Origin of the sequence: Thauera sedimentorum (assembly GCF_014489115.1) — a bacterium.
GTDB lineage: Bacteria > Pseudomonadota > Gammaproteobacteria > Burkholderiales > Rhodocyclaceae > Pseudothauera > Pseudothauera sedimentorum.
Window position 1 is genome coordinate 1 of record NZ_JACTAH010000004.1, and the last position, 5,307, is coordinate 5,307.

A 5,307-nucleotide genomic window follows, 5' to 3' on the forward strand; every position below is an offset into this window, starting at 1 on the left:
GGTCTTCGGGCCGGAAGTTGTTTCGCAAAGATTCAAGTGCTCGCAGAAAGTCAGTAATGATTTTGAGTACTTTGTTGGATTGAACTTAAGAGTTTGATCCTGGCTCAGATTGAACGCTGGCGGCATGCTTTACACATGCAAGTCGAGCGGCAGCGGGGGCTTCGGCCTGCCGGCGAGCGGCGAACGGGTGAGTAATGCATCGGAACGTACCCAGTGGCGGGGGATAGCTCGGCGAAAGCCGGATTAATACCGCATACGCCCTGAGGGGGAAAGTGGGGGATCTTCGGACCTCACACCATTGGAGCGGCCGATGTCGGATTAGCTAGTTGGTGGGGTAAAGGCTCACCAAGGCGACGATCCGTAGCTGGTCTGAGAGGATGATCAGCCACACTGGGACTGAGACACGGCCCAGACTCCTACGGGAGGCAGCAGTGGGGAATTTTGGACAATGGGCGCAAGCCTGATCCAGCCATGCCGCGTGAGTGAAGAAGGCCTTCGGGTTGTAAAGCTCTTTCAGTCGGGAAGAAAAGGCGTTCTCTAACATAGGGCGTCGATGACGGTACCGACAGAAGAAGCACCGGCTAACTACGTGCCAGCAGCCGCGGTAATACGTAGGGTGCGAGCGTTAATCGGAATTACTGGGCGTAAAGCGTGCGCAGGCGGTTCGCTAAGACAGGTGTGAAATCCCCGGGCTTAACCTGGGAACTGCGCTTGTGACTGGCGGGCTAGAGTACGGCAGAGGGGGGTGGAATTCCACGTGTAGCAGTGAAATGCGTAGATATGTGGAGGAACACCGATGGCGAAGGCAGCCCCCTGGGCCTGTACTGACGCTCATGCACGAAAGCGTGGGGAGCAAACAGGATTAGATACCCTGGTAGTCCACGCCCTAAACGATGTCAACTAGTCGTTCGGAGCGGTAACGCACTGAGTGACGCAGCTAACGCGTGAAGTTGACCGCCTGGGGAGTACGGCCGCAAGGTTAAAACTCAAAGGAATTGACGGGGACCCGCACAAGCGGTGGATGATGTGGATTAATTCGATGCAACGCGAAAAACCTTACCTACCCTTGACATGCCAGGAATCTTGGTGAGAGCCGAGAGTGCCTTCGGGAGCCTGGACACAGGTGCTGCATGGCTGTCGTCAGCTCGTGTCGTGAGATGTTGGGTTAAGTCCCGCAACGAGCGCAACCCTTGCCACTAATTGCCATCATTCAGTTGGGCACTTTAGTGGGACTGCCGGTGACAAACCGGAGGAAGGTGGGGATGACGTCAAGTCCTCATGGCCCTTATGGGTAGGGCTTCACACGTCATACAATGGTCGGTACAGAGGGTTGCCAAGCCGCGAGGTGGAGCCAATCCCTTAAAGCCGATCGTAGTCCGGATCGTAGTCTGCAACTCGACTACGTGAAGTCGGAATCGCTAGTAATCGCGGATCAGCATGTCGCGGTGAATACGTTCCCGGGTCTTGTACACACCGCCCGTCACACCATGGGAGTGGGTTTCACCAGAAGTAGGTAGCTTAACCTTCGGGAGGGCGCTTACCACGGTGAGATTCATGACTGGGGTGAAGTCGTAACAAGGTAGCCGTATCGGAAGGTGCGGCTGGATCACCTCCTTTCAAGAGAAAAGATCTCAGCTCTCAAGTATCCACAACTTATCGGTTGTTCAATGGCATGAGCCTCGCAACACACATGTTCCGCGGGTCTGTAGCTCAGCTGGTTAGAGCACCGTCTTGATAAGGCGGGGGTCGTTGGTTCGAACCCAACCAGACCCACCAAGGCTTACAGGCACGAGAAGGGGCTGTAGCTCAGCTGGGAGAGCATCGGCTTTGCAAGCCGAGGGTCGTCGGTTCGATCCCGACCAGCTCCACCAGTCGATGGGCGACTGAGTCAGGTGTGTGTGATAGCGGTGAGGTGTGAAGCGTAGTCCGCCAGCGTGTCGTGCGGCGGACCAGGCTTCACCCCTTACGAAGCAGTTGTTCGTAGAGGTTCGTTCTTTAACAAAGTGGATAAGTAGTAGTTCGTGTGCCCGGCGGGGTATGTCAGTCGCCGGGTGCATGGGTTGTGATTGCATTCGAGTCGAGCGTGTTTGCGAACCGGCGACGCGTCTCGACGCACAAACGAGTTCTGAGCCTAGCGCTGCAGGGCCTTCGTATGAGGGTCCAAGGTTATAGGATCAAGCGACTAAGTGCATGTGGTGGATGCCTTGGCGATCACAGGCGATGAAGGACGTGCAAGCCTGCGAAAAGCGTGGGGGAGCTGGCAATGGAGCTTTGATCCCGCGATGTCCGAATGGGGAAACCCACTCCGCAAGGAGTATCCCTGGCTGAATACATAGGCCAGTGGAGGCGAACGCAGCGAACTGAAACATCTAAGTAGCTGCAGGAACAGAAATCAACCGAGATTCCGTAAGTAGTGGCGAGCGAACGCGGATCAGCCTGCACGACTAAACCATCAACTTAGCAGAACGGTCTGGAAAGTCCGGCAATAAAGGGTGATAGCCCCGTATGCGAAAAGTTGGTGGCGGGTCTGAGCGTGCGACAAGTAGGGCGGGACACGTGTAATCCTGTCTGAAGATGGGGGGACCATCCTCCAAGGCTAAATACTCGTGATCGACCGATAGTGAACCAGTACCGTGAGGGAAAGGCGAAAAGAACCCCGGGAGGGGAGTGAAATAGATCCTGAAACCGCATGCATACAAACAGTGGGAGCCTCCTCGTGGGGTGACTGCGTACCTTTTGTATAATGGGTCAGCGACTTACGTTATGTGGCGAGCTTAACCGAATAGGGGAGGCGTAGGGAAACCGAGTCTGATAAGGGCGAATTAGTCGCATGGCGTAGACCCGAAACCGGATGATCTATCCATGGCCAGGATGAAGGTGCCGTAACAGGTACTGGAGGTCCGAACCCACTAACGTTGAAAAGTTAGGGGATGAGCTGTGGATAGGGGTGAAAGGCTAAACAAATCCGGAAATAGCTGGTTCTCCCCGAAAACTATTTAGGTAGTGCGTCGTACGGACACTTGCGGGGGTAGAGCACTGTAATCGTTGGGGGGGTCATTGCGATCTACCCCGCGATAGCAAACTCCGAATACCGCAAAGTGATATACGGCAGACAGACAGCGGGTGCTAACGTCCGTTGTCGAGAGGGAAACAACCCAGACCGCCAGCTAAGGTCCCAAATGCATGGCTAAGTGGCAAACGAAGTGGGAAGGCATAGACAGCTAGGAGGTTGGCTTAGAAGCAGCCACCCTTTAAAGAAAGCGTAATAGCTCACTAGTCGAGTCGTCCTGCGCGGAAGATGTAACGGGGCTCAAGCCATGAACCGAAGCTGCGGATGTGTCTTTGACACGTGGTAGGGGAGCGTTCCGTAAGCCTGTGAAGGTGTCTCGTAAGGGATGCTGGAGGTATCGGAAGTGCGAATGCTGACATGAGTAGCGATAAAGGGAGTGAAAAGCTCCCTCGCCGAAAGCCCAAGGTTTCCTGCGCAACGTTCATCGGCGCAGGGTGAGTCGGCCCCTAAGGCGAGGCAGAAATGCGTAGTCGATGGGAAACAGGTCAATATTCCTGTACCGGTTCTAGATGCGATGGGGGGACGGAGAAGGTTAGGCCAGCCGGGTGTTGGAAGTCCTGGTTTAAGCGTGTAGGCGTGCCCGATAGGCAAATCCGTCGGGCTTAGCTGAGGCGTGATGACGAGTCTCCTTGTGAGACGAAGTGGTTGATACCCTGCTTCCAGGAAAAGCCTCTAAGCTTCAGTCTAGAATCGACCGTACCGCAAACCGACACAGGTGGGCAGGTTGAAAATACCAAGGCGCTTGAGAGAACTCAGGAGAAGGAACTCGGCAAATTGATACCGTAACTTCGGGAGAAGGTATGCCCCATTAGCTTGTAGGAGTACATCCGAAGGGCGAAGGGGCCGCAGAGAATCGGTGGCTGCGACTGTTTATTAAAAACACAGCACTCTGCAAAATCGAAAGATGACGTATAGGGTGTGACGCCTGCCCGGTGCCGGAAGGTTAAGTGATGGGGTGCAAGCTCTTGATCGAAGCCCCGGTAAACGGCGGCCGTAACTATAACGGTCCTAAGGTAGCGAAATTCCTTGTCGGGTAAGTTCCGACCTGCACGAATGGCGTAACGATGGCCACACTGTCTCCTCCTGAGACTCAGCGAAGTTGAAGTGTTTGTGAAGATGCAATCTCCCCGCGGCAAGACGGAAAGACCCCATGAACCTTTACTGTAGCTTTGCATTGGACTTTGACGGGACTTGTGTAGGATAGGTGGGAGGCTATGAAGCGGGAACGCTAGTTCTCGTGGAGCCGTCCTTGAAATACCACCCTGGTGTCGTTGAGGTTCTAACCCAGGCCCGTGAATCCGGGTCGGGGACCGTGCATGGCAGGCAGTTTGACTGGGGCGGTCTCCTCCCAAAAGGTAACGGAGGAGTACGAAGGTCGCCTAGGTACGGTCGGACATCGTACTGATAGTGCAATGGCAAAAGGCGGCTTGACTGCGAGACCGACAAGTCGAGCAGGTGCGAAAGCAGGTCATAGTGATCCGGTGGTTCTGTATGGAAGGGCCATCGCTCAACGGATAAAAGGTACTCTGGGGATAACAGGCTGATTCCGCCCAAGAGTTCACATCGACGGCGGAGTTTGGCACCTCGATGTCGGCTCATCACATCCTGGGGCTGTAGCCGGTCCCAAGGGTATGGCTGTTCGCCATTTAAAGTGGTACGTGAGCTGGGTTTAAAACGTCGTGAGACAGTTTGGTCCCTATCTGCCGTGGGCGCTGGAAGTTTGAGGGGACCTGCTCCTAGTACGAGAGGACCGGAGTGGACGCACCTCTGGTGTACCGGTTGTGACGCCAGTCGCATCGCCGGGTAGCTAAGTGCGGAAGAGATAACCGCTGAAAGCATCTAAGCGGGAAACTCGCCTCAAGATGAGACTTCCCCGGGGCCTCGAGCCCCCTGAAGGGTCGTTGAAGACCACAACGTTGATAGGTCGGGTGTGGAAGCGTGGCAACACGTTAAGCTAACCGATACTAATTGCCCGTGTGGCTTGATCCTATAACCTTGTAAGACAAAGCAAAGAACTCAAAATACAATCACCACCCAAACAAACTACTACTGTCCTCTTTGTTACCCCGTCAAAGTCTGACGACCATAGCTTCTCGGCTCCACCCCTTCCCATCCCGAACAGGACCGTGAAACGAGAACGCGCCGATGATAGTGAGGATACCCTCGCGAAAGTAGGTCATCGTCAGACTAACCCACAAACAAACGCCGCTCGATCACAACGATCCAGCGGCGTTTGG

At 54.9% G+C, this 5,307-nt stretch carries 2 tRNA genes and 3 rRNA genes; all 5 read left to right on the top strand.

Annotated elements, in window-relative coordinates:
• Positions 1-81: 81 nt before the first annotated feature.
• Positions 82-1,617 (top strand): 16S ribosomal RNA (locus IAI53_RS18395).
• An 82-nt stretch (positions 1,618-1,699) separates the two neighbouring features.
• A tRNA-Ile gene (locus IAI53_RS18400) sits at positions 1,700-1,776 on the top strand.
• Between the two features lie 19 nt (positions 1,777-1,795).
• Positions 1,796-1,871, top strand: a tRNA-Ala gene (locus IAI53_RS18405).
• Positions 1,872-2,172: 301 nt separating this feature from the next.
• Positions 2,173-5,059: ribosomal RNA gene (locus IAI53_RS18410) — 23S ribosomal RNA — on the top strand.
• Positions 5,060-5,145: 86 nt separating this feature from the next.
• Positions 5,146-5,258, top strand: a 5S ribosomal RNA gene (rrf, locus tag IAI53_RS18415).
• The 16S, 23S and 5S rRNA genes sit together here with 2 tRNA genes alongside, the layout of an rRNA operon.
• The last annotated feature ends 49 nt before the right edge of the window (positions 5,259-5,307 follow it).